Origin of the sequence: Streptomyces sp. NPDC005863, from assembly GCF_042871345.1 — a bacterium.
In the GTDB taxonomy this organism is placed as follows: domain Bacteria; phylum Actinomycetota; class Actinomycetes; order Streptomycetales; family Streptomycetaceae; genus Streptomyces.
Genome location: NZ_JBIAII010000005.1, coordinates 387,975 through 413,601 on the forward strand (window position 1 = coordinate 387,975; position 25,627 = coordinate 413,601).

25 protein-coding genes are annotated in these 25,627 nt (G+C 70.7%); 9 read left to right on the plus strand and 16 right to left on the minus strand.

Annotated elements, in window-relative coordinates:
- Nucleotides 1-79: 79 nt before the first annotated feature.
- Nucleotides 80-2,146: an APC family permease gene (locus ACFYO9_RS20795; RefSeq protein WP_355804515.1), complete on the minus strand. Its 2,067-nt coding sequence runs from the start codon at nt 2,144-2,146 to the stop codon at nt 80-82.
- Nucleotides 2,088-4,439, minus strand: a complete 2,352-nt coding sequence (locus tag ACFYO9_RS20800) for an MMPL family transporter (RefSeq protein ID WP_358777777.1) — start codon at nt 4,437-4,439, stop codon at nt 2,088-2,090. The genes ACFYO9_RS20795 and ACFYO9_RS20800 overlap by 59 nt, the downstream gene beginning before the upstream one ends.
- A 157-nt stretch (nt 4,440-4,596) precedes the next feature.
- Here ACFYO9_RS20800 and ACFYO9_RS20805 point away from each other — a divergent pair, with 157 nt between their 5' ends.
- The 5 genes from ACFYO9_RS20805 to ACFYO9_RS20825 all read left to right on the plus strand — a co-directional run bounded on the left by ACFYO9_RS20805 (nt 4,597) and on the right by ACFYO9_RS20825 (nt 8,178).
- Nucleotides 4,597-4,929: a winged helix-turn-helix domain-containing protein gene (locus ACFYO9_RS20805; protein ID WP_355804512.1), complete on the plus strand. Its 333-nt coding sequence runs from the start codon at nt 4,597-4,599 to the stop codon at nt 4,927-4,929.
- 8 nt (nt 4,930-4,937) lie between these two features.
- Entirely contained in the window at nt 4,938-5,168 is a 231-nt protein-coding gene (locus ACFYO9_RS20810) for a hypothetical protein (RefSeq protein WP_355804510.1), read from the plus strand.
- A gap of 226 nt (nt 5,169-5,394) precedes the next feature.
- A complete protein-coding gene (locus tag ACFYO9_RS20815; RefSeq protein WP_055565843.1) occupies nt 5,395-6,063 on the plus strand; it encodes a TrkA family potassium uptake protein in 669 nt (222 codons plus the stop codon).
- Complete coding sequence (locus ACFYO9_RS20820; protein ID WP_062770899.1) at nt 6,063-6,740, plus strand: TrkA family potassium uptake protein; 678 nt, start codon at nt 6,063-6,065, stop codon at nt 6,738-6,740. Before ACFYO9_RS20815 ends, ACFYO9_RS20820 begins: the two co-directional genes overlap by 1 nt.
- 208 nt (nt 6,741-6,948) lie before the next feature.
- Nucleotides 6,949-8,178, plus strand: coding sequence for a cytochrome P450 (locus ACFYO9_RS20825; protein WP_358777778.1), 1,230 nt, complete (start codon nt 6,949-6,951; stop codon nt 8,176-8,178).
- Between the two features lie 7 nt (nt 8,179-8,185).
- On the opposite strand, the gene ACFYO9_RS20830 is transcribed toward ACFYO9_RS20825, so the two are convergent.
- From ACFYO9_RS20830 to ACFYO9_RS20865, 8 genes are all read right to left on the minus strand, one after another.
- On the minus strand, nt 8,186-8,926 hold the full coding sequence (locus ACFYO9_RS20830) for a DUF3159 domain-containing protein (protein WP_355804505.1): 741 nt from the start codon (nt 8,924-8,926) through the stop codon (nt 8,186-8,188).
- A 3-nt stretch (nt 8,927-8,929) separates the two neighbouring features.
- Complete coding sequence (locus tag ACFYO9_RS20835; RefSeq protein WP_355804503.1) at nt 8,930-9,328, minus strand: OB-fold nucleic acid binding domain-containing protein; 399 nt, start codon at nt 9,326-9,328, stop codon at nt 8,930-8,932.
- 151 nt (nt 9,329-9,479) lie between these two features.
- A complete protein-coding gene (locus tag ACFYO9_RS20840) occupies nt 9,480-10,163 on the minus strand; it encodes a response regulator (RefSeq protein ID WP_355806220.1) in 684 nt (227 codons plus the stop codon).
- 71 nt (nt 10,164-10,234) lie between these two features.
- On the minus strand, nt 10,235-12,781 hold the full coding sequence (locus ACFYO9_RS20845; RefSeq protein ID WP_358777779.1) for a sensor histidine kinase KdpD: 2,547 nt from the start codon (nt 12,779-12,781) through the stop codon (nt 10,235-10,237).
- Nucleotides 12,782-12,937: 156 nt separating this feature from the next.
- On the minus strand, nt 12,938-14,167 hold the full coding sequence (locus tag ACFYO9_RS20850; RefSeq protein ID WP_358777780.1) for an alginate lyase family protein: 1,230 nt from the start codon (nt 14,165-14,167) through the stop codon (nt 12,938-12,940).
- 225 nt (nt 14,168-14,392) lie between these two features.
- Nucleotides 14,393-15,163 carry a DUF3710 domain-containing protein gene (locus ACFYO9_RS20855; RefSeq protein ID WP_355804497.1) on the minus strand — a complete coding sequence of 257 codons (771 nt, stop codon included), beginning with the start codon at nt 15,161-15,163 and terminating at the stop codon, nt 14,393-14,395.
- 1 nt (nt 15,164) lies between these two features.
- Nucleotides 15,165-15,707, minus strand: a complete 543-nt coding sequence (dut, locus tag ACFYO9_RS20860) for a dUTP diphosphatase (RefSeq protein WP_355804495.1) — start codon at nt 15,705-15,707, stop codon at nt 15,165-15,167.
- Nucleotides 15,704-16,288 (minus strand): PaaI family thioesterase, encoded by a 585-nt coding sequence (locus ACFYO9_RS20865; RefSeq protein WP_358705914.1) that lies wholly within the window; start codon nt 16,286-16,288, stop codon nt 15,704-15,706. The genes dut and ACFYO9_RS20865 overlap by 4 nt, the downstream gene beginning before the upstream one ends.
- Before the next feature lie 58 nt (nt 16,289-16,346).
- Here ACFYO9_RS20865 and ACFYO9_RS20870 point away from each other — a divergent pair, with 58 nt between their 5' ends.
- Nucleotides 16,347-16,796, plus strand: coding sequence for a DUF3093 domain-containing protein (locus ACFYO9_RS20870; protein ID WP_358705912.1), 450 nt, complete (start codon nt 16,347-16,349; stop codon nt 16,794-16,796).
- 19 nt (nt 16,797-16,815) lie between these two features.
- On the opposite strand, the gene ACFYO9_RS20875 is transcribed toward ACFYO9_RS20870, so the two are convergent.
- The 4 genes from ACFYO9_RS20875 to ACFYO9_RS20890 all read right to left on the minus strand — a co-directional run bounded on the left by ACFYO9_RS20875 (nt 16,816) and on the right by ACFYO9_RS20890 (nt 20,374).
- Nucleotides 16,816-17,763, minus strand: coding sequence for a hypothetical protein (locus tag ACFYO9_RS20875; protein WP_358777781.1), 948 nt, complete (start codon nt 17,761-17,763; stop codon nt 16,816-16,818).
- 13 nt (nt 17,764-17,776) lie between these two features.
- Nucleotides 17,777-18,073: a DUF4193 domain-containing protein gene (locus ACFYO9_RS20880; RefSeq protein WP_055544889.1), complete on the minus strand. Its 297-nt coding sequence runs from the start codon at nt 18,071-18,073 to the stop codon at nt 17,777-17,779.
- A gap of 393 nt (nt 18,074-18,466) precedes the next feature.
- Nucleotides 18,467-19,714 carry a HAMP domain-containing sensor histidine kinase gene (locus ACFYO9_RS20885; RefSeq protein ID WP_355804486.1) on the minus strand — a complete coding sequence of 416 codons (1,248 nt, stop codon included), beginning with the start codon at nt 19,712-19,714 and terminating at the stop codon, nt 18,467-18,469.
- 6 nt (nt 19,715-19,720) lie between these two features.
- Nucleotides 19,721-20,374: a response regulator transcription factor gene (locus tag ACFYO9_RS20890; protein ID WP_055563081.1), complete on the minus strand. Its 654-nt coding sequence runs from the start codon at nt 20,372-20,374 to the stop codon at nt 19,721-19,723.
- A 322-nt stretch (nt 20,375-20,696) separates the two neighbouring features.
- On the opposite strand from ACFYO9_RS20890, the gene ACFYO9_RS20895 reads away from it, so the two are divergent.
- Nucleotides 20,697-20,870 carry a hypothetical protein gene (locus tag ACFYO9_RS20895; protein WP_355804484.1) on the plus strand — a complete coding sequence of 58 codons (174 nt, stop codon included), beginning with the start codon at nt 20,697-20,699 and terminating at the stop codon, nt 20,868-20,870.
- 112 nt (nt 20,871-20,982) lie between these two features.
- On the opposite strand, the gene ACFYO9_RS20900 is transcribed toward ACFYO9_RS20895, so the two are convergent.
- Complete coding sequence (locus ACFYO9_RS20900; RefSeq protein ID WP_358777782.1) at nt 20,983-21,789, minus strand: inositol monophosphatase family protein; 807 nt, start codon at nt 21,787-21,789, stop codon at nt 20,983-20,985.
- Between the two features lie 19 nt (nt 21,790-21,808).
- Complete coding sequence (locus ACFYO9_RS20905) at nt 21,809-22,936, minus strand: ferrochelatase (protein ID WP_358777783.1); 1,128 nt, start codon at nt 22,934-22,936, stop codon at nt 21,809-21,811.
- Nucleotides 22,937-23,102: 166 nt separating this feature from the next.
- Between ACFYO9_RS20905 and ACFYO9_RS20910 the strand changes: the two genes are divergently transcribed.
- Both ACFYO9_RS20910 and ACFYO9_RS20915 read left to right on the plus strand, forming a co-directional pair.
- Entirely contained in the window at nt 23,103-24,347 is a 1,245-nt protein-coding gene (locus ACFYO9_RS20910) for an MFS transporter (RefSeq protein ID WP_358777784.1), read from the plus strand.
- The gene (locus ACFYO9_RS20915; protein ID WP_358777785.1) at nt 24,301-25,626 is read left to right on the plus strand and encodes a D-arabinono-1,4-lactone oxidase; all 1,326 of its coding nucleotides are present in this window, start codon (nt 24,301-24,303) and stop codon (nt 25,624-25,626) included. The genes ACFYO9_RS20910 and ACFYO9_RS20915 overlap by 47 nt, the downstream gene beginning before the upstream one ends.
- Nucleotide 25,627 lies beyond the last annotated feature (1 nt).

Sequence of the window (25,627 nt, forward strand, 5' to 3'; positions counted from 1 at the left end):
CGTCCGGCCGCTCGCCACGGAACCGGACAGGACGGGGCAGATACCCCTGGCCCTTCTTGCTCGGCTACTTCTTGCTCGGCTACTTCTTGCTCGGCTCCTTCTTGCCCTGTTCCTTCGGTCGCTTCGTCCGCTCCACCGGGCCCCTGCGCACCGCGCCCGGCGCGTTCCACTCCGAGCGCCTGCGGGCCCGCTTCTTCGCGGCCTCGGAGGAGTCCAGCTGATACGGGACCGACGTCACCATCACGCCCGGCGTGAACAGCAGGCGGCCCTTGAGGCGCAGCGCGCTCTGGTTGTGGAGCAGGTGCTCGTACCAGTGGCCCACCACGTACTCGGGGATGATCACGCTGACCACGTCGCGCGGGCTCTCCCTGCGCAGGTTCTTGACGTACTCGATGATCGGGCGGGTGATCTCGCGGTACGGCGAGTCGAGGACCTTCAGCGGGACCGTGATGCCGCGGCGCTCCCACTCCTCCTTGAGGGCCTTGGTCTCCGCCGGGTCGACGTTGATGCTGAGCGCCTCCAGGTCGTGCGAGCGCATCAGCTTCGCGTACGACAGGGCGCGCAGCGTCGGGCGGTGGATCTTGGAGACCAGGACGATCGAGTGGACGCGGGAGGGCCGCACGCTCTCGTCGCCGGGGGCGTCGGGGGCGGCGATCTCCTCGGCGACGCGGTCGTAGTGGCGCCGGATGGCCGTCATCGTCGCGTAGAAGATGCACATGCCGAGCAGCGCGACCCAGGCGCCGTGGGTGAACTTCGTGAGCAGGACGACGACCAGGACCAGGCCGGTGAAGAAGGCGCCGAACGTGTTGATCGCGCGGGAGCGGATCATGCGGCGGCGCTTGTTCGCGTCCTTCTCCTTGGCCAGGTGGCGGTTCCAGTGCCGGACCATGCCGATCTGGCTGAGCGTGAAGGAGACGAAGACGCCGACGATGTAGAGCTGGATGAGGCGGGTGGAGTCCGCGCCGTAGATGACGACGAGGAGCGCGGCCGCGCCCGCGAGCAGCACGATGCCGTTGGAGAACGCGAGGCGGTCGCCGCGGGTGTGCAGCTGGCGCGGCAGGTAGCGGTCCTGGGCCAGGATCGAGCCGAGCAGCGGGAAGCCGTTGTACGCGGTGTTGGCCGCGAGGAAGAGGACCAGCGCGGTCGCCGCGGCGAGGATCATGAACGGGAAGCTGCCGTGGCCGAAGACCGCCTCGGCGACCTGCGAGATCACCGGGTTCTGCACGTAGTCCGAGCCGACCGGGACGCCGTTGTGGAACAGGTCCTTGCCGGGGATCTCCGCCATCCGGACCTTGGTCACCATGGCGAGGACGATGATGCCGCAGAACATGGTGACGGCCAGGCCGCCCATGAGCGCCAGCGTCGTCGCGGCGTTCTTGGACTTCGGCTTGCGGAAGGCCGGGACGCCGTTGCTGATCGCCTCGACGCCGGTGAGCGCCGCACAGCCGGAGGAGAAGGCCCGCAGCAGCAGGAAGACCAGGGCGAAACCGGCCAGGCCCTGGTGCTCGGGCTTGATCTCGTAGTCGGCGGTGGGCGCCCGCATCGAGTCGTCGAGGACCAGGCCGCGGAAGGCGCCCCACGCGATCATGATGAAGACGCCCGCCACGAAGACGTACGTCGGGATGGCGAAGAGCTTGCCGGACTCCTTCACGCCGCGCAGGTTCATCAGCGTGAGGAGGACGATGACGGCCACCGCGCACAGGACCTTGTGCTCGACCACGAAGGGGACCGCGGAGCCGAGGTTCTCGATGCCCGAGGAGATCGACACGGCCACGGTCAGGACGTAGTCGACGAGCAGGGCGCTGGCGACGGTGAGGCCGGCCTTGGGGCCGAGGTTGGTGGTGGCGACCTCGTAGTCGCCACCACCGCTCGGGTAGGCGTGCACGTTCTGTCGGTAGGACGCCACGACCGTGAACATCAGCACGACGACCGCGACGGCGATCCAGGGGCTGAAGTGGTAGGCCGACACACCCGCGATGGAGAGGACGAGAAGGACCTCTCCCGGCGCGTACGCCACGGAGGAGAGTGGGTCGGACGCGAAGACGGGGAGTGCGATGCGCTTCGGCAGGAGCGTTTCTCCCAGCCGGTCACTGCGCAGTGCGCGCCCGATGAGGATCCGTTTGGGCACGTCGGTCAGTTTGGACACGCAGAGGATCGTAAGCGTTCGATTGGGGGCGCGCCCACCCACCACCCCCAACTTCACCGGTTATCGGTCCTGTGCGATCCTGCGCTCCTCCTATTGCCGGGTTTACCGGCCCGCGAAAGGCACGGGACGGCCACCACGTGGCGCGGCCGAGCAGGAGCAGCGCCGCGGGCAGGATCATGACGCGGATCACGAAGGCGTCGAGCAGGACGGCCGCCGCGAGCACGAAGCCCATCTGCTTCATCTCCAGGATGTGCAGCATCACGAAGCTCGCGAAGACGGTGACCATGACGATCGCCGCGCTGGTCACGACCTTGGCGGAGGACGCGATGCCGTCCAGGACCGCCTGCCGCGTCGGCACGCCGTTCAGGGCCGCCTCACGGATCCGGCTGACCACGAAGACCTGGTAGTCCATCGAGAGCCCGAAGAGGATCACGAAGAGGAAGAGCGGGACGCGCGAGGAGATGCCGTCCAGGGAGTCGAAGGCGAGCAGTCCCTCGGCCCAGTCGCCCTGGAAGACGAGGACGAGCAGGCCGAGCGCGGATCCCACGGAGAGCAGGTTGAGCAGGGCGCCGAGGATTCCGAGGACGACGGAGCGGAACGCGAGGACCGTCATGGCGAAGGTCATCAGGAGCAGGAAGCCGAGGACCAGCGGGAGCTTGTCGTTCTGGTGTCCGACGTAGTCGACGCCGCGCGCGACCTCACCGGTGACGGCCGTCTCTGCGCCGGGCACCTGGCCGACGGTCCGGGGCAGCAGGTCCTTCCGGAGATGTTCGAGTGAGACTTCGGCGTTTCTCGAGTACGTGGGGTCGGCGGCGTTCAGTTCGAGCAGGGTCGTCCGGTGGTCCGCGGCGGAGCGCAGGAGCGGGGCGTCGGAGCCGCGCGCGAAGAGCGGGTCGTCCTGCGCGGCGCGGTCGAGGTCGGTCAGGGCCTTGCGGACGTCACCGGCGTGCGCGGCGTCGGCGCGGACCACCACGAAGTGCCGTACGCGCAGCTCCGGGAAGGAGTCGAGCAGCCGGTCGTACCCCTTCATGGCGTCGATGTCGCGCGAGAAGCTGTCCCGCGCCGGGTTCTTGAGGTGCATGTCGAGGGCGGGCACCGCGAGGCCCAGCATGGCGAGGACGGCGATGCACAGGGTGAGCGCGGGGTGCTTGCGGGCCGGGGCGAGCAGGGCGGACCAGACGCGGCCCGACTCACGCTCGCCGTGCGTCTCGCTCCTCCCCCGCATCCCGCGCGTCCGGACCGGCTTGCCCTGGGCCTGGCGCTTGGCCGCGCGGCGCTCGGCACGGCGGCCGAGGACGACCAGCAGGGCGGGCAGCACGGTCACCGAGCTGACCATGGCGACGGCGACGACCAGGATGGTGCCGGTGGCGAGCGAGTCGAAGATGACGTCACGGGCCAGGAAGAGCGCGGTGGTGGAGACGATCACGGCGAGGCCGGAGACGACGATGGCGCGGCCGGCCGTCGCGGCGGCCGCCTCGACCACCGCCGCGGAGGTGAGGCGGCCGCCGGCCCTGGTCCGCTCCTCGCGTTCGCGCTTGAGGTAGAAGAGCGTGTAGTCGACGCCGACGGCCATGCCGATGAGAAGGATCATGCTCATCCCGACGCCGGTGTCGGGCAGCAGGTGCGAGGCGAGCATCGCCAGGCCCATCGTCGCCATGATCGAGGTGACGGCGAGCAGCACCGGTACGCCGACCATGACGACCGAGCCGAAGACGACGGCGAGGGTGATCAGCGTGACGGGCAGCGTGATCGCCTCGGAGAACTGAAGGTCCTTGTCGCGCTGGTCGTCGACGCCCTTGCTCACGGAGGCGTCGCCGGTCTCCTCGATGACCAGGTCCGGGTGGGCCTTCTTGACCTTCTCGGTCACGGCCTGGAGCGGCGGGACGTTCTTCTGGTCGTCCTGCTCGGAGCCGTGCAGCTCCACCTGGACGCGCAGGACGCGGCCGTCGGCGGAGCGCGCCGGGGGCGCCACCGACGCCACCTCGGGCAGGGCCTCCATCCGGTCGGTGACGTCCCGCACGGCGGCCGCGGTGGCCCTCTTGTCCAGCGGTCCCTTCGCGGCCCGGATCAGGACGTGTTCGGTGGACCGCAGCGGTAGACCGCCGTCCGTCGCCAGGGCCTCGGCGCGGCCCGCCTCGCCGACGCGGAAGTCCTTCGAGGTGGCGCTGTTCATGCCGGCGGCCGTCCCCGCGCCGAGGCACAGCACCACGAAGACCAGCCAGCCGATGACCGCCAGCCCCGGATGCAGCGCGCTCCAGCGGGCCACGCGGACCGTCACCGATCGCTCTCTCATTTCGTTCCCCCTCCATGCTTCATGTGTAAGCGGAGACTGACAGGTGAAGGAATGAGCCGTCAACTGTCATTCGCATCCGGCAAGAGCGGATTGACAGCGGATCCCGCCATGCGTAAGCCTTGGCTGACAGGTTTCGGGACCAGCGCGAAGGCGGGCCATGGACAGCGAGGAGCTGCTCGCTTTTCTCGCTGCGGTGGGTCACGCGCAGCGCATCCGGATCATCAACGAGCTCTCCGGCGGCCAGCTGTACGTCAGCGAGCTGGCCCGGCGGCTCGGGGTGTCCCGCCCGCTGCTCTACATGCATCTCGAACGCATGGAGAAGGCCGGCCTCGTCGTCGGCCGCCTGGAGCTGTCCGACGACGGCAAGGCGCTCAAGTACTTCGAACTGGCGCCGTTCGACGTCCGGTTGAACGTGGATACGATCGTCGCCGCCCTGCGGCAGCAGCCGCCGGGAGCGGACGAGCAGCACTCATCGAGGGGGACGTCCTAGTGGGCGACGTGATCATCCCGGTTGCCTTTTTCCTGATACTCGCCGGCGCGGTCGTCTCGGTCGCGTACTTCCAGACGCAGCGCAACAAGGAACGCGACCGGCAGTACGCAGACGCCATGAACGGCTACCGCGAGGCCGTCGAGCGGGCCAGGTCCGAGCAGGAGGCGAACCGTCTGCAGCTCGTCGAGCTCGGCCACCGCCTGGAGAAGGTCGAGGGTCTGCTCCGCAGCGTGGACTGAGCCCCCGGACCGAGCACCCGGACCGAGCACCCCCGTGCCCCCGCGTACCCCTCCGCGTCCCCCGCGCCCACCGTGGGTGAGTGCGCGGGAGGGGTTGCGGCTTAAGCTCGTCTCTTGGCAACGCCGCACGCTGTTGCCCCGTTCGTGCCAGCAGACTGAGAGAGAAGAGTGAGCCCGATGTTTTCGCAGGTCAGCGGGATGACCAGGAGTGCGGGGTAAGAAACAGGTGCACATCGTCATCATGGGCTGCGGCAGAGTCGGGTCCGCGCTCGCCCAGAATCTCGAACAACAGGGGCACACGGTCGCCGTCGTCGACCAGGACCCCACGGCCTTCCGCCGGCTCGGCTCCGGGTTCGGCGGCCGCCGGGTGACCGGCGTCGGCTTCGACCAGGACACCCTGCGCGAGGCCGGCATCGAGGAGGCGGGCGCCTTCGCCGCCGTCTCCAGCGGCGACAACTCCAACATCATCGCGGCCCGGGTGGCCCGCGAGATGTTCGGCATCGAGAACGTCGCGGCCCGCATCTACGACCCGCGCCGCGCCGAGGTCTACCAGCGCCTGGGCATCCCGACGGTCGCCACGGTCCGCTGGACCGCCGACCAGATGCTGCGCCGGCTGCTGCCGTCCGGCGCGGAGCCGCTGTGGCGCGACCCCACCGGCGGCGTGCAGCTCGCCGAGGTGCACGCGTCGTCGGCCTGGATCGGGCACAAGATCAGCCAGCTCCAGGAGGAGACCGGCGTACGCGTGGCCTTCCTCACCCGGCTGGGCGAGGCGGTCCTGCCGACCTCGCAGACGGTCCTGCAGGAGGGCGATCTGGTGCACGTCATGATGCGCACCGACCAGGTCGACAAGGTCGAAGCGGCGTTCGCCGAAGGCCCCGAGGAAGGCGGTCACTGATGAGGGTCGCCATTGCCGGAGCCGGCGCCGTGGGGCGCTCCATCGCCGGTGAGCTCCTGGAGAACGGCCACGAGGTCCTGCTCATCGACAAGGCGCCGACGGCCATCTCCGTCGAGCGCGTGCCGCAGGCCGAGTGGCTGCTCGCCGACGCCTGCGAGATCACGTCCCTGGACGAGGCGGCGCTGCAGCGCTGCAACGTGGTCATCGCGGCCACCGGCGACGACAAGGTCAACCTCGTCGTCTCGCTGCTCGCGAAGACCGAGTACGGCGTCCCGCGCGTCGTCGCCCGCGTCAACAACCCCAAGAACGAGTGGCTCTTCAACGAGTCCTGGGGCGTCGACGTCGCGGTCTCCACGCCGCGTCTGATGTCCGCGCTCGTCGAGGAGGCGGTGAGCGTCGGCGACCTCGTGCGCCTGCTCCGCTTCAGCCACGGCGACGCGAACCTCGTCGAGCTGACGCTGCCGCCCGAGTCGGCGCTCGCGGGCACGCAGGTCGGCGACGTCCAGTGGCCCGAGGACACCTCGCTGGTCACGATCATCCGCGGCACCCGCGTCCTCGCGCCGACCGCGGACGACTCCCTGGAGGCGGGCGACGAACTCCTCTTCGTCGCGGCCCAGGCCCGCGAGGAACAGCTGGAGGACCTGCTGTCGGTACGCCGCGAGGACGCGGTGGGCTGAGGCTTTTCGGCGGTACGTACGGAGGGGGCGCCCGGAGACTTCGGGCGCCCCCTCCGCGTATGTCCGAGGGGGCCCACCGGGCGATGGCATGGCACTAGCCTGCCGTGCGACACCGGTCGCCCCACCGCGACGCGCAGTCCCGGGCGGACACCGGAGCCGCACCACCGCCGCAGCCACCGCCGGCGGCCCCGCCCCGAAAGGAAGCCCGATGAGTGATCCGGTCCCCGTGCCGCGCGGTCTGCCCATGGAGCGCGACGCGGGCCCCTTCGCCCCGCCCCGCGCGATCACCCGGCTGCGCGAGGCCCGCCCGGTCAGCCCCCTGCTGTTCCCCGACGGTCACGAGGGCTGGCTCGTCACCGGCCACGACGCCGTACGCCGGCTCCTGGCCGACCACCGGTTCAGCTCCCGCCAGGACATCGGCCCGCTCCACGTCCCGTACGGAATACCCGGCATGCCCGCCGTGACCGAGCCCTCGCCGCAGCTTCCCGGCGTGTTCATCGCCATGGACCCGCCGGACCACACCCGGCTGCGCCGCAGACTCACCGGCGCCTTCACCGTCCGGCGCATGCAGCAGCTGGAGCAGAGCGTCGTCGGCATCGCCGAGCGGCGGCTGGACGAGATGGCGCGGCTGGCCCCGCCCGTCGACCTGGTCAAGGAGTTCGCGCTGCCGGTGCCGTCCCTGGTGATCTGCGAACTGCTCGGCGTCCCCGCACAGGACCGGGAGAGCTTCCGGGCCCACTCCGCCACGTTCATGGAGCGGGAGGTGGAGCTGGACACGAAGATGGCCGCGTACGGGGCGATGATGGCCTACCTGGCCGAGCTGGTCACCGCGAAGCGCGCCGACCCCGGCGACGACCTGCTGTCCGACCTGGCCCGCCACGACGACCTCGGCGTCGAGGAACTGACAGGCATGGCCTTCCTGCTGCTCCTCGCCGGCCACGAGACCACCGCCAACATGCTGGCCCTCGGCACCTTCGCGCTCCTGGAACACCCCGACCAACTGGCCGACCTGCGCGCGGACCCCGGCCTGCTGCCCGGCGCGGTCGAGGAGCTCCTGCGCCACCTCTCCGTGGCCGACATCTTCTACCGCTACGCCACGGAGGACATCGAGCTCGGCGGAAAGATCATCAAGAAGGGATCGACCGTCGTCGTCTCACTGCTGGTCGCCGACCGTGACCCCAAGCGCTTCGACGCTCCCGACGCCCTGGACATCCACCGCACCGCCCGCGGCCACCTCGCCTTCGGTCACGGTGTCCACCAGTGCCTCGGCCAGCAACTGGCCCGCGTCGAGATGCGCGTCGGTCTGCGGAGTCTGCTGCGCCGCTTCCCGGACCTGGAGCTGGCCGTCCCCGCCGGCCAGGTGCGGCTCAGGACCGACATGAACATCTACGGGGTCCGCGAACTGCCGGTCACCTGGCGGACGGAACCGGTCCGGTGAGCCGGACCTAGACCTCGCGGCGCTCCCGCTCCCGCTCCGCCTCGCGGGCCTTCTGGGCCTCCTCCTCGGCCTCCATCTCCGCGAACACGTCGATGGGCGGCGGGGCCTTCGCCAGGAAGACCCAGGTGAGGTAGACGGCGAGCAGGAACGGCGGGATCTTCAGGGCGACCAGGACCCAGCCGAACTGCGTGGTGTCCCCCCACCAGTACAGCGGGAAGAGGATCGCGCACTTGGCGAGCAGGATCAGGCCCCAGGCCCAGCTGGCCTTCGCGTAGGCCTTCTTGCGGCCGGGGTTGCGGGTGCGCCAGGAGAGGTTCTCCTTGAAGACCGGGCCGAGGATCAGGCCGATCAGCGGGGCGCCCGCAAGGGTCGTGATCATGTACGCGAGGGCGAGGCCCAGGGTGTAGAGCATGCCCGGCAGGTAGAAGTCCTTGGCGTTGCCGGTCATCATCGCGAAGACCACACCGAAGACGACGCCGAAGACACCGCTGAAGGCGTGCTTGACGGTGTCCCTCATGACCAGGCGGACCACCACGAGCACCAGGGACACCGCGAGGGCCGCGATGGCCGACATGTGCAGGTCCTTGTTGATCGTGAAGATGGTCACGAAGAGCAGGCCGGGAACGACCGTCTCCACCATGCCCCGCACGCCGCCGAAGGCTTCGAAGAGCGCTGCCTCGGTCACGGCCCGGGAATCGGCGTCCTGATCCGTCTTCCCGTGGTCCGTCGGCTTGTCGAGGGACGTCACCGGCTACTCCCGTCCGAGGGGTCTGAGTTCGTACTTGGGGTTGAAGAGCACCCGGCGGCCCCGGCTCATCGAGATCCGGCCCGACGCGATCAGCTTGCGCCCCGGTTCTATCCCCACGATGGAGCGCCTGCCCAGCCACACCACGTCCAACGCCGCCGAGCCGTCGAAAAGCTCGGCCTCCAGGGCGGGGACCCCGGCGCGTGGCCGCAGAGTGACCGTGCGCAAGGTACCAGTAACCGTGACGATCTGGCGGTCCTGGCAGTCGCCGATACGGACGCACCCGGCCGTCTCGGCGTCCTCGCGCAGCTCCTCCGACTCCAGGTCCTCCTGGGAGGAGGAGAGCCGGTCGAGCATGCGCCGGAAACGGCCCGCCGGCTTTTCGGAACCAGGAACAGCACTCATACAAGAAGCGTACCGGGGGGCGCCGACACTGCGGTAAGCGGTGCGCTCATCTGTGCTTATGTCCGCTCAGTACCCGCTGCGACCCCCGCTGAAGCAATTAATCCGGTCACTTCTCAGCCCGTCACCTCGCAGCCCGCCACTTCTCAGCCCGTCACTTCTCGAACCGGTATCCCATGCCGGGCTCCGTGATGAAGTGGCGCGGGTGCGCCGGGTCCGTCTCCAGCTTGCGGCGCAGCTGCGCCATGTAGACGCGCAGGTAGTTCGTCTCCGTGCCGTACGAGGGCCCCCAGACCTCCTGGAGCAGCTGCTTCTGGCTGACCAGGCGGCCGGTGTTGCGCACCAGGACCTCCAGGAGGTGCCACTCCGTGGGCGTGAGGCGTACGTCGCGGCCCGCGCGGTTGACTTTCTTCGCGGCGAGGTCGACGGAGAAGTCCCCGGTGTCGACCAGCACGTCGCCCTCACCGGGCCCGGTGGGCTCCGCCCTGCGCACGGCGGCGCGCAGCCGGGCGAGGAGCTCGTCCATGCCGAAGGGCTTGGTCACGTAGTCGTCGGCGCCCGCGTCCAGCGCCTCGACCTTCTCGTCCGAGCTGTGCCGGGCGGACAGGACCAGGATCGGCACGCGCGTCCAGCCGCGCAGCCCCCTGATGACCTCCACCCCGTCCATGTCGGGCAGACCGAGGTCGAGCACGATCACGTCGGGGTGGCGGGCGGCGGCGACCTGCAGCGCGGTGGCGCCGTCGGGGGCCGAGTCCACCTCGTACTTGCGCGCCTTCAGGTTGATCACGAGGGCGCGTACGATCTGCGGCTCGTCGTCGACCACGAGCACCCGGGTCATGCGTACCTGCCTTTCTGGCATCTGTTCGGGGTCACCTGCATCCCTTCGGGGTCACGAGCATCCCGTCGGGGTCACGAGGTGACCTGGGCCGAGAGCTCGGGACGGGCCGTCGGCCGCCCGGTCGCGGCCCGCAGGGTGAGGACCATGGTCAGGCCGCCGCCGGGGGTGTCCTCGGCGGCGAGAGTGCCGCCCATGGCCTCGGCGAAGCCGCGGGCGACGGCGAGGCCGAGGCCCACCCCGGCACCGCGCGGAGCGTCACCGTAGCGCTGGAAGGGGGCGAAGATGCGGTCCTTGGCGCTGTCGGGGACACCGGGCCCGCGGTCCACCACGCGTATCTCGACGCGCTCGCCCAGGGCGCTGGCGGAGACCTTGACGGGGGCGCCGTCGGGGGCGTACTTCACGGCGTTCTCGACGACGTTGGCGACCGCCCGCTCCAGGAGGCCCTTGTCGACGGCGACCATCGGCAGCGTCTCGGGGATGTCGAGGTCCGCGCTGCCGTCGGGGACGCCGCCGAGCGCCATGGGGACGACCTCGTCGAGGTCGACCTCGCGGATCAGCGGGGTGACGGTGCCGGTCTGCAGGCGGGACATGTCAAGGAGGTTGCCGACGAGGTGCTCCAGGCGGTCGGCGCCCGCCTCGATGCCCTCCAGGAGCTCGGCCTCGTCCTCCTCGGACCACTCCACGTCGTCGGAGCGCAGCGAGGACACGGCCGCCTTGATGCCCGCGAGGGGGGTGCGCAGGTCGTGGCTGACGGCGGCGAGCAGGGCGGTGCGGATGCGGTTGCCCTCGGCGAGGGTGCGGGCCTGGTCGGCCTCGGACTGCAGGCGCTGACGGTCCAGGACGACGGCGGCCTGCGCGGCGAAGGCGGCGAGGACGCGGCGGTCCTCCGCGGGCAGGACGCGGCCGGAGAGAGCGAGCGCCATGTGGTCGCCGACCGGCATGTCGACGTCGGCCTCCTCGGGGCGGGTCAGCGGGCGGCCGTCGCCCGCGCTGCCGGCGCAGGTCCAGGGGTCGTTGTCGCCCGCGCGCTCCAGGAGGGCGACGGAGTCCATGGCGAAGGTCTCCCGGACCCGCTCCAGGAGGGCCTCCAGGCTGGTCTCGCCGCGCAGCACGCTGCCGGCGAGGAAGGACAGTATCTCCGCCTCCGCCCGCAGCCGGGCGGCCTGGGCGGTGCGCCGGGCGGCGAGGTCCACCACGGACGCCACCGACACGGCGACGCCCACGAAGACGGCGATCGCCACGATGTTGTTGTTGTCGGAGACCGTCCACAGGTGCAGCGGTGGCGTGAAGTAGTAGTTGAGCAGCAGCGAACCGAACGCCGCGGACGCGAGCGCCGGGAGCAGCCCGCCCACCAGCGCCGCGGCGACCGTCAGCGTCAGGAACAGCAGCATGTCGTTGGCGAGGCCGAGGTCGGCGTCGACGTGGGTGAGCAGCACGGTCAGCAGGGCCGGTCCCGCGACGCCGACCAGCCAGCCCCAGCTGACCCGGGAGCGGCCGAGCCGGGCCCCGCGGGCGACCGGCAGCCCGCGCCCCTTGGCGACCTCGCCGTGCGTGACGATGTGCACGTCCAGGTCGGGCCCCGAGTCGCGGGCGACGGTCGCGCCGACGCCGGGCCCGAAGACGTACTGCCAGGTCTTGCGGCGTGAGGAGCCGAGGACGATCTGGGTGGCGTTGACGCCGCGCGCGAAGTCCAGGAGCGCGGCCGGTATGTCGTCGCCGATGACGTGGTGGAAGGTGCCGCCGAGGTCCTCGACCAGGGTGCGCTGGACGGCGAGTTCCTTGGGGGACGCGCCGGTCAGGCCGTCGCTGCGGGCGATGTAGACGGCGAGGATCTCACTGCCGGAGCCCTTGGCGGCCATCCGGGAGGCGCGTCTGATCAGGGTGCGGCCCTCGGGTCCGCCGGTCAGGCCGACGACGATGCGCTCGCGGGCCTGCCAGGTGGAGCGGATGTTGTGCTCGCCCCGGTACTGCTGGAGGTACTCGTCGACGCGGTCGGCGACCCAGAGCAGCGCGAGCTCGCGCAGCGCCGTGAGGTTGCCGGGCCGGAAGTAGTTGGACAGGGAGGCGTCGATGCGGTCGGACTGGTAGACGTTGCCGTGCGCCATGCGGCGGCGCAGCGCCTCGGGCGACATGTCGACCAGCTCGATCTGGTCGGCCCGGCGCACCACCTCGTCGGGGACGGTCTCGCGCTGGCGCACGCCGGTGATCGACTCGACGACGTCGCCGAGGGACTCCAGGTGCTGGATGTTGACCGTCGAGACGACGTCGATGCCGGCCGCGAGGAGCTCCTCGACGTCCTGCCAGCGCTTGGCGTTGCGCGAGCCGGGGACGTTGGTGTGGGCGAGCTCGTCGACCAGGGCGACGGCGGGGGCGCGCCGCAGGACCTCGTCGACGTCCATCTCGGTGAAGACCGTGCCGCGGTACTCCAGGTCCCTGCGGGTCACCTGTTCGAGGCCGGTCAGCATCACCTCGGTGCGCGGCCTGCCGTGGTGCTCCACGAAGGCGACGACGCAGTCGGTGCCGCGTTCGGTACGGCGGTGCGCCTCGGAGAGCATGGCGTACGTCTTGCCGACGCCCGGTGCCGCACCGAGGTAGATCCGTAGCTTGCCGCGTGCCATGGCCTCATTGTCTTCCCGAAACTGCTGTGTACGCAGCGTCGACCTTACGGCCAACAATTCCGGCATTACGGGCGAGGGGGCACGGGGGTGCGGTCCTTGACACAACCCTGATGCGGGCGGGGGTGCCCGCATCAGGGTCGGCGGTACGCGGCGGGGTCAGCGCGGATTGGCGGCGTGCGTCAGGGTCTCCCAGGCGACGAAGAGGTTGTTGGAGCCCGCCGGACGATTCTGTTCCGTGAGCTTTTGGGTGTTGGTCATGGGCTGGCCGAGGCGGCCGGCGAGGGCGTTGTAGCCGACCTCGGTGACGGGCCCGAGGCCGCGGTGGACGGTGCCCTTGCAGAGTGAGGCCGGGGGCGCCTCCCCCAGCTCGTACCTGGCCTGGAAGCCGAGCCCCTGGCGCAGCCGCTCGCCGACGTCCGTGCCGTAGAGGTCCTGGCCCTGGATGCGGCTGGTCTCGGCCACGTGGGAGATCGCGGAGAGGCCGTACCCGGTGTGGGTGAAGTCGCGGCAGGTCTCCTGGGTGAGGCCGGTGGTGAACGTGCCCTGGCCCTGCCAGTACTTGACGATCTTGTCGCGGGTGTCGAGGTGCTGACCGGGCACGGTCCTGGGCAGCGCGCCGTCGGAGGCGAGGTAGACGTACGCGGCCGTGCGCGTGCGGAACGTCGCCATCGCCTTGTCGTACGACGCCTTGTCCTCCAGGAAGACGGAGATGCCGACGGCGGCCTCCATCATCGAGAGCTCCCAGTTCCCGTTGGAGTTGGAGCCGTTGATGACCTCGGGGAGGTAGACGGTGCGCAACATGGTGCCGAAGCGGCCCGAGTTGGCCCAGTTCCCCGTGTACGTGTACTTGATGATCTCGGCGGCGCGCGGCCAGCTGGAGCCAGCCCAGCCGGTCTGGAGCGGCGCGTTGCTGTTGGTGTGGTCCTTGAGGGTGGCCGACCAGGCGTCCATCAGCTCGATGGACTTCTTCGCGTACCGCTCGTCGCGCGTGATGTACCAGGCGAGGGCGGTGGTGTACGCGGCTATCGCGTCCTCGCGCTCGTCCGTGCAGCCGTAGTTGGGGTCGGAGTACGAGCCGCACTCCACCACCGCGCGGGGCTTGGGGGTGCGCGAGAGGGAGGCGTACTTGCTGCCCATCATCTGGTCGTAGGCGGACTTCCAGGGCTGGGCGCCCGCGTCGACCTTCTCGCGGGCGAAGTCCAACTGGCCGCGGGAGACGGTGACTCCGGGGTGGACGAAAGCCGAGGGCGCCGCCTCGGCCCGGTCGGCGCCGGGCCAGGCGACGAACCCGGCGATCAGTGCGGTGACCGCGGCGACGGTGGCGGCGCCCGCGGTGCGGCGGGCTCTGCGGCGGCGGAGGCGTGCGGGGGCGGGGGCGTACGGCATGGGGGGACCATCCGTTCTCGTATGAGAGAGCTCGGGTTCTCGTATGTGAACGTCAAGCGCCTTTATGAACACGCGCGTTGGCCCGTGACCATAGGTACGGACCTGACGTCCGTCAAGACATGGCGTCGGAGAACCCGCACACCGCACGGGCGTACACACATGTGGCCCGCGGCGGCACCGGATGAACCGGAACCGCCGCGGGCCACAAGGGAGTTCGAGGAGCGGTCAGCGCACCTCGGTGATCTCGGGGCCGCGCTGCAGCTGCCCCATGCCACCGGAGAAGCGCGAGCCCTCCTGCTGCTCCTGCTGCACGTTCTCGGCGACCATCTGGGCGTCGTCCGGCAGCTTCAGGACGATCGGGTCGCGGGGTGCCATCGGGCCCTCGCCGCGCACCACGACCGTGTCCCGGAAGATCTGCTCGAGCAGACCCGCGGCCTGCGGCTGCACCGCGCCCTGGCCGGAGATCACACCGCGCAGGAACCAGCGCGGGCCGTCCACGCCGATGAAGCGCACGACCTGCACGCCACCCGTGCCGTCGGGCAGCTGCACCGGAACCTGGGCGCGCAGCTCCCAGCCGAGGGGGCCCTCGACCTCGTCGATGACACCGCCCTGCTGGGTGATGCCCGAGGCGATCTCCTCGCGGACCTCGCCCCAGATGCCCTCCTTCTTGGGGGCGGCGAAGCCCTGCAGCTGGATGGCGCTGTCCTGGAGCACGACGGTGGCCGCGACGATCGCGTCGCCCGCGACCTCCACCCGCAGCTCCATGCCCTCGACGCCCGGCACGAAGAGCCCGCCGAGGTCCACCCGGCCCTCGCCGGGCTCACGGACCTCCGCGAGGTCCCAGGGGCCGTCGGGACGGGGCTCGGGCTCGAGCCTCACGCGCGAGCGCGCGGCGCCGGCGTCAGCGGAGTCATCGCTGTCCACGCCGTCGACGACCTGCTCGTCCGCGCCCGCCGCATCCTCGGCGGCGCTGTCCTTCTTGCGACGTCCGAACACGTCACTGTCCTTCCCGGTCGGATACGACCGATGCGTATCGATTCCCACCCGTTTGTTCGACCGGGCTCACGCCCGAGCCGACGCCCACGGCAGCATGGCCACCGGTGGACCCGAAGCCCCCCTCGGCCCGCGCCGATGCGGGAAGCTCCGCCACCTCCTGGAAGCGAACCTTCTCGACCTGCTGGACGACCAGTTGGGCAATCCGGTCGAAGCGCTCGAACCGCACTGCCTCGCGCGGGTCGAGATTCACCACGATCACCTTGATCTCTCCACGGTACCCGGCATCCACCGTCCCCGGGGCATTCACCAGAGCGACACCGCAGCGGGCGGCGAGCCCCGAACGGGGGTGCACGAAGGCCGCGTACCCCTCGGGGAGCGCGATGGACACCCCGGTCGGCAGCACCGCTCGTTCACCCGGCGCCAGTTCGCGGGATTCGGTCGTCCGCAGATCGGCGCCCGCGTCGCCGGGCTGCGCGTACGCCGGCAGCGGTACGTCGGGGTCGACGCGCCTGATCAGTACGTTCAGCTCGTGCGGGTACGTCACGGGTTCACCTCGAAAGCGCGGGCGCGCCGGACCTGGTCCGGGTTGTTCATGGCGGCCTGGATCTCTTCCGGGCGGCCGTTGTCGATGAAGTGGTCGACCTTCACCTCGATGAAGAGGGCGTCGGCGCGGACCGCGACGGGACCCTCGGGGCCGCCGAGCCGGCCGGTGGCGGTCGAGTAGATCTTCCGGCCGGCGACGGCGGTGACCTCGGCCTCCAGGAACAGCACGGTGCCGAGCGGCACCGGCCGCACGAAGTCGGTCTCCAGGCGGCCGGTCACGGCGATCACCCGCAGCAGCCAGTTCAGCGAGCCCAGCGTCTCGTCGAGCGCGGTGGCGAGGACGCCGCCGTGGGCGAGGCCCGGCGCGCCCTGGTGGGCCTCGCGCACGGTGAACTCGGCGGTGACGGCCACGCCCTCGCCGGCCCGCGTGGCCAGGTGCAGTCCGTGTGCCTGGCCCTCGCCACAGCCGAAACAGTGTTCGTAGTGGGCGCCGATCAGCTCGCCGGGAGCGGGCGCGTCGGGGTGGCGGACGGGCGCTGTCGCGTCGGCCGGGGGCTTCAGAGCTGCAGATGTACCACTCACAGGCGCAGACCTTACCTCCGCGTCAGCGCGGCGACCGCACCGTGCCAAGCTTGGTCGCATGCAGCCTTATGAAGAACGCCTGACCGCGCCCCGTTCGTGGTGGTTCACCTCGGTCCTGGTGGGCGTCGCGATGGCCCTGATCCTGCTGCCGTTCGGCACGCTGCCGCTGCTCGGCGGCCTGGTCGGCGGCACGGCCGTGGCAGCGGTCGTCACCAGCGCGTACGGCGCGGTGCGGATCCGGGTGGTGGCGGGCTCGCTGGTCGCGGGGGACGCGAAGATCCCGGTGTCGGCCCTGGGGGACGCGGAGGTCCTGACGGGCGAGGAGACGCGCGCCTGGCGCACGTACAAGGCGGACCCGCGCGCCTACATGCTGCTGCGCGCCTACATCCCCACGGCGCTGCGCGTGGACATCACGGACCCGGAGGACCCCACCCCGTACGTGTACGTCTCCACACGCCACCCGGAAGAGCTGGCGGCGGCGCTGAAGTCGGTGCGCGAGAGCGCCTAGGGCGCAAGGCCGGACGCGGTCAGCGCCCCAGCTCCCGGGGGCTCTCCCCCATCCGCAGCGGGTCGTCGGGCTTTTCCAGGGGCGGCAGCTCCGGCAGCGCGTCCCACGGCACCTGGGTCTTGCGCAGGTCACGGCGGATCCGCTCGGCCAGCTTCCTGGTGTCACGGCGGTTCATGACCGCTCCGACCGCGGCGCCCACCATGAAGGGCATCAGGCTCGGCAGGTTCCGGACCATCCGCTTCATGATCTGCTGGCGCAGCTCGCGCTTCATCTGGCCGCCGAGCGCGGTGTTGAAGGTGGCCGGTTTGGTGACTTCGACGCCACGCTCCTCCGACCAGGAGTTCAGATAGGCCGTGCTGCGCTGCTTGAGGTTGCCTTCGGGCCGTCGGCCGTAGACCTCGTGCAGCTCGGCGATGAGTTTCAGCTCTATGGCGGCGACGCCGGTGATCTCCGCCGCGAGTTCGGCGGGCATCGCGGGCGGCACCGGCAGCATCGCGGCGGCCCCCACACCCGCGCCCACGGTGGACGTGGCGTTGGCGGCGCCCGCGACGAGTTTGTCCGCGAGCTGCTCGGGGCCGAGGCCCGGGAACTGCTTGCGGAGGGTCGCCAGATCGCGGACCGGGATCCGCGGGGCGTTCTCGATGAGCCGGTCGGCGAGATAACCGATGCCGGCCTTGGCACCGCGCCCGCCCTTGCGCACGCCGTGCATCACTCCGCTCGTGACGGCGGCAACGCGGCCCCTGGACCCGGCCTCAGTGGCCTCGCCCGCCTTCCGGGTGGTCCTGGGCGCCCTGCCGGCCGCCGCCTCGTCCGGCAGCGCCACAGGGGCGTCCGCCGGCTCGAGCGAGGCTGCTCCGGGCTCGGAAGAGCCCCGCTCGTCATCACGCACACCGGCGTCCGGGACGCCGGCCATGTCCGCTCCGCGCTTACGGAAGCGGCGCTTCCTTGACGGGGTCGAGCCAGTCACGGCCGACCCCGCCTCAGTCGCAGTCGCGGCAGATCGGCTGGCCGTTCTTCTCGCGGGCCAGCTGACTGCGGTGGTGCACCAGGAAGCAGCTCATGCAGGTGAACTCGTCCTGCTGCTTCGGGAGCACGCGGACCGCGAGCTCCTCGTTGGAAAGGTCGGCGCCGGGCAGCTCGAGGCCTTCGGCGGCCTCGAACTCGTCGACGTCGACAGCCGAGGTCGACTTGTCGTTCCGCCGTGCCTTGAGTTCCTCGATGCTGTCCTCGTTGACGTCATCGTCGGTCTTACGTGGGGTGTCGTAGTCCGTTGCCATGTCGCTCTCCCCCTCTGGGTGTCTGCGGTGTCTCAAGCGCTCGTAACGCGTGAGAGGCCGGACTTGTGCCCGACCTGAGGCGGAGATTTTGCCTCACATCAAGGTCTGTTACTCAATCGACACCCAACCGCACCCCTGAAGAGGTGATCGGTTTGGATGGCGATCGGGACCGTACACGGTCCGAATGTCGCACTTCACAGGCGCCACCCCGTGTACTTCCCGTGATCAAGACCCCTGAAAACCCGGATTTTCCCGGCTTTCCGACGACTTTCACGATCACGGAGAGTAGATGGCCGAAAATTCGCCCCTGTGATCGATCACACATGAAATCTCCGGGAACAGGTCCGAAAATTCCGCGTAAAGCGAACATCGCGGCGCGTCCGCGGCAGCATCTCAGAGAGGAAGGGTGACTCGCATCACGAGCCCTCCCCCCTCGCGCGGCTCCGCGATGATACGGCCCCCGTGGGCGCGCGCCACCGACCGGGCGATCGACAGGCCGAGACCGACGCCCTTGTCGCTGCCCGTCCGCTCGGTCCGCAGCCGCCGGAACGGCTCGAAGAGGTTGTCGATCTCGTACGCGGGCACCACCGGGCCCGTGTTCGACACCACCAGGACCGCCTGGCCGTGCTGGGCCTCCGTGGTGACCTCGACCCATCCCGCGTCCGGCACGTTGTACCGCACGGCGTTCTGGACGAGGTTCAGGGCGATCCGCTCCAGGAGGACGCCGTTGCCCTGCACGACGGCCGGAGCGCGCTCCCCGCGGATCTCCACGCCCTTCGCGTCGGCCTCGGCGCGCACCTGGTCGACCGCGCGGTCGGCGACCTCGGCGAGGTCGACCGGTTTGCGCTCCACGATCTGGTTGTCGCTGCGGGCGAGCAGCAGCAGGCCCTCCACGAGCTGCTCACTGCGCTCGTTGGTGGCGAGCAGGGTCTTGCCGAGCTGATGGAGCTCGGGCGGCGCCCCCGGGTCGGAGAGCGACACCTCCAGAAGCGTGCGGTTGATCGCCAGGGGCGTGCGCAGCTCGTGCGAGGCGTTGCCCACGAACCGCTGCTGGGCGGTGAAGGCCCGCTCCAGGCGGTCCAGCATCTCGTCGAAGGTGTCCGAGAGCTCCTTCAGCTCGTCGTCGGGCCCGTCCAGCTCGATGCGGCGGGACAGGTCCGTGCCGGCCACCCGCCGCGCGGTGCGCGTGATGCGGCCGAGCGGCGAGAGCACGCGGCCCGCCATCGCGTACCCGAAGGCGAAGGCGATCACGGCGAGGCCGAGCAGGGCGAGCAGCGAGCGGCTGAGCAGGTTGTCCAGGGCGTGCTGGCGCACCTGGTTGACGCACTCGTTCAGGGCGTCGTTGAGCTGTACCTCGGAGGGACGCTCGGGCAGCCCGTGGAAGCTCGCGCAGGTGCTGCTGCTCACCTGGCTGTTGCCGGTGACGGTGAAGGGCAGCTCACTGCCCACGTTCAGCGCCTGGGCGGCGAGCAGATAGATGATCGAGAGCAGCAGGATGCCCGCGATCAGGAACATCCCGCCGTAGAGCAGGGTGAGCCGTATACGGATGGTGGGGCGCAGCCACGGGAAGGGCGGTTCGACCTTCCGCGGGTCCCACGTGGGCTTCGGAGGCGCTCCTGGTGGCGCCGGGGTCGCGGCCACCGGGGGTCAGATCCGGTAGCCGGAGCCCGGCACCGTCACGATGACGGCGGGCTCGCCGAGCTTGCGGCGCAGCGTCATGACGGTCACCCGGACGACGTTGGTGAACGGGTCGGTGTTCTCGTCCCAGGCCTTCTCCAGGAGCTGCTCCGCGGAGACCACGGCGCCCTCGCTGCGCAGCAGCACTTCGAGGACGGCGAACTCCTTGGGGGCCAGCTGGATCTCCTTGCCCTCGCGGAAGACCTCGCGGCGGTTGGGGTCGAGCTTGATCCCGGCGCGCTCCAGGACGGGCGGCAGCGGCACGCTGGTGCGCCGCCCGAGGGCACGCACGCGTGCCGTGAGCTCGCTGAAGGCGAAGGGCTTGGGGAGGTAGTCGTCGGCGCCGATCTCCAGGCCCTCGACGCGGTCGCTGACGTCGCCCGACGCGGTGAGCATCAGGACGCGGGTCGGCATGCCGAGCTCGACGATCTTGCGACAGACGTCGTCGCCGTGGACGAGCGGGAGGTCCCGGTCGAGCACCACGACGTCGTAGTCGTTGACGCCGATGCGCTCCAGGGCGGCCGCTCCGTCGTACACGACGTCGACGGCCATGGCCTCCCGGCGCAGTCCGGTGGCCACCGCATCGGCGAGCAGCTGCTCGTCCTCGACGACGAGTACGCGCACGTCGCTGTCCTTCCTCTGTGCCCCTTGCGGGCATGTCTGTCTGTCGGTCTCTCGGGGGTAGGGCTCCATCCTGCCCCTTTCGGCCATAAACCGGCTGTAAGACGGCCTGTCATCGCGTCCGGAGCGGGGAATGCCGGATTTTCTCCGGCGGTTGAGGTTTCTGCGGAAGGGAGCGAGGGGAGGACGGCTTTACACCCGCGATCACGCTTTGTATGTGGCACGCCCAAACTGCTTTCCGCAGAGCGGCTTGAGACGTGATCGCCCCTTCTTTGAGGCACACCCCCGTGCCGACGACCCACGACCCAGCCGAGGGGGCGCAACCATGGACGCATTCACCGCAGGACTGCTGCAGCGCATAGAGGCCACGGAGTCCGACCTCACGAAGGCCCGTGAGACGGGCGACGACTTCCTTGCCGAGGTCGAGCTGGCGGAGCTGGAAGATCTCCACCGCCTGGCGGCCGAGCACGGCGTCGAGGTGGGCGCTCTGCAGGCCTGACCGACGTCCCGCTACACACGCGGAAGGGCCCCGACACCTGTGGGACGAGGTGTCGGGGCCCTTTCGTGTGTGCGGGGAGCCTCCGCTCGTGTGTGCGGGGATCCTGTGTGGGTCAGTCGTGCCAGGCGCCGAGGTCCTCCAGGAGGCCCTGGAGCGTCTCGAAGAGGGCGGGCGGGGCCGCGACGGCCAGCTCGCCCGAGAGGGCCTCTCCGGGGCGGCCACCGGTCAGCGCGCCCGCCTCCCGGGCGACGAGCTCACCGGCCGCGTAGTCCCAGGGGTTGAGGCCGCGCTCGTAGTACGCGTCGAGCCGCCCGGCCGCCACGTCGCACAGGTCGATCGCGGCGGAGCCGGCGCGCCGGATGTCCCGCACCCGCGGGATCAGCTGCCGGGCGACCTCGGCCTGCCGGACGCGGCGCTCGGTGATGTACCCGAAGCCGGTGCCGACCAGCGCCTGGTCGAGGGAGGGCGCGGGGCGCACGCGGACGGGCGCGTCGTTGAGGAAGGTGCCCTCGCCGAGCACCGCGCGGCACGTCTCCCCGCGCATCGGGGCGTGCACGACCCCGACGAGGGTCTCGCCGTCCTTGCGGGCGGCGATGGACACGGACCAGTCGGGACGCCCGTACAGGTAGTTGACGGTGCCGTCGATGGGGTCGACGACCCACTGGATCCCGCTGCTGCCCTCGAAGCTCGCGCCCTCCTCGCCGAGCACTCCGTCGTCCGGCCTGTGCTCGGCGAGGAAGCCGGTGATCAGTTTCTCGGAGGCGATGTCCATCTCGGTGACGACGTCCACGGCGCTGGACTTGGTGGCGGCCACGCCGAGGTCGTCGGGGCGGCCGTCGCGCAGGAAGGCGCCGGCGCGGTGGGCGGCCTCCAGGGCGACGCGGAGGAGTTCTGCCTTGAGGGCGGTCACGTCGGTCACAGCGTTACCTCGGGGTTCCTTACGCGTACGGGCTGTCGGCACCCGCGGCCGCGGGCTTGGGGGCGCGGGCGGGACAGCAGCCCACCGGGCACAGGTCGTGGCTGGCGCCGAGGGAGCCCAGGGCGCACGGGGTGACGGCCGCGCCGCTCTCCGCGGCGGCCCGCTCCAGGACCAGTTCCCTGATGGCCGAGGCGAAGCGCGGGTCGGCGCCGACGGTCGGCGAGCGGCGCACCAAAAGCCCCAGCTCCGCCGCCTTGGCCTCGGCCTCGGTGTCGAGGTCGTACAGGACCTCCATGTGGTCCGAGACGAAGCCGATGGGGACCATGACCACGGCGGGGACGCCGGCCGCGTGCCGCTCCTCCAGGTGGTCGCAGATGTCCGGCTCCAGCCACGGGATGTGCGGGGCGCCGCTGCGCGACTGGTAGACGAGCTGCCAGGGGTGCGCGACGCCGGTCTCCTCGCGGACGGCTTCGGCGATCAGCCGGGCCACGTCCAGGTGCTCCCTGACGTACGCGCCGCCGTCGCCGTGCTCCTCCACCGGGCCGGAGGTGTCCGCCGCGGCGGTCGGGATGGAGTGCGTGGTGAAGGCCAGGTGCGCCCCCTCCCGTACGTCCTCGGGGAGTTCGGCGAGGGACTTCAGGACGCCGTCGATCATGGGGCGGACGAAGCCCGGGTGGTTGAAGTAGTGCCGCAGCTTGTCGACCTTCGGCAGCTCCAGGCCCTCGGACGCCAGGACGGCGAGGGACTCCGCGAGGTTCTCGCGGTACTGGCGGCAGCCCGAGTACGAGGCGTACGCGCTGGTGGCGAGGGTCAGGATGCGGCGGCGGCCGTCGGCGACCATCTCGCGCAGGGTGTCGGTCAGATAGGGCGCCCAGTTGCGGTTGCCCCAGTAGACCGGCAGGTCCAGGCCGTGCTCCGCGAAGTCCTTGCGCAGGGCGTCGAGCAGCGCACGGTTCTGGTCGTTGATCGGGCTGACCCCGCCGAACAGGAAGTAGTGCTGCCCCACCTCCTTCAGCCGCTCCGTGGGGATGCCGCGCCCGCGCGTCACGTTCTCCAGGAACGGGACGACGTCGTCCGGGCCCTCCGGGCCACCGAACGAGAGCAACAGCAGGGCGTCATAGGGAGTCGAATCCAGCGCGTCGGACATGCATCCGATCCTGCCACCCGCCACCGACAGGCGGAAAACGGCCTCCGCCGATCGGAAAACCCGGTGCGCCGGGCCACCCCGCGGCCGTAAGCTGTATCAGCCATCTTTACGCCTTACCCGGAGCCTCCGCCCACGGAAGCCGCCCGGAGCCCCAGCGGAGTCCCCCGTGCCCAGCCCCTACCGCGCCATCTTCGCCGCCCCCGGCACCAAAGCCTTCGCCGGGGCCGGTTTCCTCGGCCGTATGCCGCTGTCGATGATGGGCATCGGCATCGTGACCATGGTGTCGCAGCTCACCGGGCGCTACGGCCTCGCGGGCGCCCTGTCGGCGACGGTCGCGCTGTCGGCCGCCGCGATCGGCCCGCAGATCTCCCGGCTCGTGGACCGGCACGGCCAGCGCCGGGTGCTGCGGCCCGCGACGCTGGTCTCCCTGGCCGCCGTCGCCGGGCTGCTGCTCTGCGCCAAGTTCGAGGCGCCCGACTGGACGCTCTTCGTCTTCGCCGCCCTGGTCGGCTGCGTGCCGAGCGTGGGCTCGATGATCCGGGCGCGCTGGGCGGCGCTCTACCGCGGCACCCCGCAACTGCACACCGCGTACTCCTTCGAGTCGGTGATCGACGAGGCCTGCTTCATCTTCGGGCCGATCATCTCCATCGGGCTCTCCACGGTGTGGTTCCCCGAGGCCGGACCGCTGCTGGCCGGCGTCTTCCTCGCCGTCGGCGTCTTCTGGCTGACCTCCCAGCGGGCCACCGAACCAGTGCCGCATCCGCACGAACACCACACCAAGGAGTCGGCGCTGCGGTCGGTGGGGCTACAGGTCCTCGTCGCCACCTTCGCCGCGACCGGCGCGATCTTCGGTTCGATCGACGTGGTCACCGTGGCGTACGCGGAGGACCAGAGCCACAAGTCCGCGGCCAGCCTGGTCCTCGCCGTGTACGCGCTCGGCTCCTGCCTGGCCGGTGCCGCCTTCGGGCTGCTGCACTTCAAGGGGGCGCCGGCCCCCCGGTGGCTGCTGGGCGTCTGTGCGATGGCCGTGAGTATGATCCCGCTTCAACTGGTCGGGAACCTTCCGTTGCTGGCCGTGGCGCTGTTCGTGGCGGGCCTCTCCATCGCACCGACGATGATCACGACGATGGCCCTCGTCGAGCAGCACGTACCACGCGCGAAACTGACCGAGGGCATGACCTGGGTGAGCACCGGACTCGCGGTCGGCGTCGCGCTCGGCTCCTCAGCGGCCGGCTGGGTCATCGACGCCGCCGGTTCGGACGCCGGGTACGCGGTACCGGGGATATCCGGAGCCGTCGCGGTCGCGGTCGGCTTCCTGGGATATCGCCGGCTGAAGCGGCCGGTTCCGCGACGGGGAGGGACCCATGAGTACGGGCACGGGCAGCGGGAAGAGCACAGCGACGTGGCGTAACTGGGCGGGGAACGTGACCGCGCGGCCGGTCCGCGAGGCCACCCCCGCCTCGGTCGGCGAACTGGTCGCGGCGGTGCGCCGGGCCAAGGAGGACGGCCTTAAGGTGAAACCCGTCGGCGCGGGTCACTCCTTCACCGCCACCGCCGTGACCGACGGCGTCCTGATACGTCCCGACCTGCTCACCGGCATCCGCGCCGTCGACCGCGCCGCGGGCACCGTCACCGTGGAGGCCGGCACCCCGCTGAAGCGCCTGAACACGGCGCTCGCCCGCGAGGGCCTGTCGCTCACCAACATGGGCGACATCATGGAGCAGACCGTCTCCGGCGCCGTCAGCACCGGCACGCACGGCACGGGCCGCGACTCCGCCTCGATCGCCGCCCAGATCACGGGCCTTGAGCTGGTCACCGCGGACGGCACGGTCCTGAACTGCTCCGCCGACGAGAACCCCGACGTCTTCGCCGCCGCCCGCATAGGGCTCGGCGCGCTCGGCGTCATCACCGCGATCACCTTCGCCGTGGAGCCGGTCTTCTTCCTCACCGCCCGTGAGGAGCCGATGACCTTCGACCGGGTGACCGAGGACTTCGACGCGCTCGTCACCGAGAACGAGCACTTCGAGTTCTACTGGTTCCCGCACACCGGCAACTGCAACACCAAGCGCAACAACCGCAGCCCGGGTCCCGCGGCGCAGCCCGGCAGGATCAGCGCCTTCGTAGAGGACGAATTGCTCTCCAACGGCCTCTTCCAGGTGGTCAATTCCCTCGGCCGCGCCGTCCCCGCGGCCATCCCCGGGATCGCGAAGATCTCCAGCAAGGCGCTCTCCGCGCGGACGTACACGGACATCCCCTACAAGGTCTTCACCAGCCCGCGGCGCGTGCGGTTCATGGAGATGGAGTACGCGGTGCCCCGCGCGGCCCTCGTGGAGACGCTGCGGGAGCTGAAGGCCATGGTGGACCGCTCCCCGCTGCGCGTCAGCTTCCCGGTGGAGGTGCGCACCGCCCCCGCGGACGACATCGCGCTCTCCACGGCCTCGGGCCGGGAGAGCGCGTACATCGCCGTCCACATGTACCGCGGCACGCCCTACCAGGCGTACTTCGCGGCCGCCGAGCGGATCTTCACCGCGCACGAGGGGCGGCCGCACTGGGGCAAGGTGCACACGCGCGACGCGGAGTACTTCGCCAAGGCATACCCCCGCTTCGGCGAGTTCACGGCCCTGCGCGACCGACTCGACCCGGACCGCCTGTTCGGCAACGACTACCTGCGGCGGGTCCTGGGCGCCTGAC